Raw genomic sequence first — 1,587 nt, forward strand, 5'->3', positions numbered from 1 at the left:
TTCTCCGGAGTGCCTGGAGGTCAGTAGTGCGATCTTCCTCTCTCAGCGAGACCAGTCCGTCGTCCGCGGCCTCTACCTGCCCCTGCATCTCGCGCAGGAAGGCCATCTGGCGGCGTAGGGCGGCGATCTTCTCACCGATCCGCTGCGTCCGTGCCTCGGGCACTTCGTTGCCCTCCCGATCCGCTCGGTCAACAACCGGGACCGCAACTACACCGTGGCCAAGGTCGCCAAGCGCCTGGAACAGGTGGATGCCAGTATCGCCCGCTACCTCGCGGCGCTTGACCGAGCGGATCGGGAGGGCAACGACGTGCCCGAGGCACGGACGCAGCGGATCGGCGAGAAGATCGCCGCCCTACGCCGCCAGATGGCCTTCCTGCGCGAGATGCAGGGGCAGGTAGAGGCCGCGGACGACGGACAGGTCTCGCTGACAGACCCGGACGCGCGCTCGATGGCGACGAGCGGGCGCGGCACCGGCATCGTCGGCTACAACGTCCAGATCGCCGTCGATCCCGAGCATCATCTCGTCGTCGCCCATGAGGTCGTCAACGAGGGCCACGACCGAACCCAGCTCGTGCCGATGGGCGGTCGGGCCAAGCAGGCTATCGGCGCAGAGGAGGTCACGGTCCTGGCCGATCGCGGCTACTACAACGGCGACCAGGTTCTGGCCTGCGAAGGCGCACGGGCGTCCTGCCGGCCATGCCGCGGGCCGACACTTCGGGTCGAGCCAAGAAGGGACTCTTCGTACGCGCCGACTTCGTCTACGACGCGGCGGCCGATCACTACGTCTGTCCCGCCGGCGCTGTGCTGACGAAATCTAACGCCCGCTCCGATCGACACGGTGACATCGATCATTATCGCAACCTGGACGCCTGTCATGCCTGCGCGATGCGGGCGCGCTGCACGACCGAGAAGTTCAAGCGCTTCAAGCGCTGGAAGCACGAGGCGGTGCTGGAAGCCATGCAGAGGCGGCTCGACGCCATGCCTGACGCCATGGCGGTACGGCGCGCCACGGTCGAGCATGTCTTCGGAACGCTGAAAGCCTGGATGGGCAGTACGCCGTTCCTGACGAAGGGCCTGAAAGGCGTGCGAACCGAGATGAGCCTCGCGATCCTCGCCTACAACATGAAGCGGATGATCCGACTGTTCGGCGCAACTTGGCTCGTCCAGGCCATTCGAGCCTGAAGCGGCCCACCGCGCCGCCGTCATCATCCTGCCAATCGGCGCTGACGACCACGATCAATGCGTTTTGACACAGCCTCGGTCGGATACAGACCGACCGCTTCTAAGCGAGTGGCTGACTTACGCTACCCACCCCGAGCTGAAGTTGCCGAACAGCGTATGAACGGCCGCTTCCAGGAAACCATGGCGGTCTTCTGTCAGCCGACATGGGTCAGTGATGGACAGGCTGGCAGCCGTTACCTTGGAACCGTCAAGGCCGGGCTAGCGCGCAGTAATCTTGGCGGTGCGCCGGCCGGACAGGCGGCCGGTCAGGCAGCCTTTCGGGTCCTGCCGGCGGTAGCCTTGCCCGAAGCGCGCTTCCTCGCGGGCGTCGAGGGCTTCGTCTCCGTCTTGCGCGGCTGCGCTTTG

1 protein-coding gene and 1 pseudogene are annotated in these 1,587 nt (G+C 65.9%); both read left to right on the forward strand.

The window, feature by feature from the left end; genetic code table 11:
• Window positions 1-181: 181 nt before the first annotated feature.
• Window positions 182-1,182: pseudogene (locus MKK75_RS10600) on the forward strand (transposase); the annotation flags it as partial.
• A 156-nt stretch (window positions 1,183-1,338) separates the two neighbouring features.
• Window positions 1,339-1,587, forward strand: a 249-nt coding sequence (locus MKK75_RS10605; protein WP_244042547.1) for a hypothetical protein, incomplete at its 3' end; no start/stop codon positions are given.

Source organism: Methylobacterium sp. J-030, assembly GCF_022829545.1.
Taxonomy (GTDB): Bacteria; Pseudomonadota; Alphaproteobacteria; order Rhizobiales; family Beijerinckiaceae; genus Methylobacterium.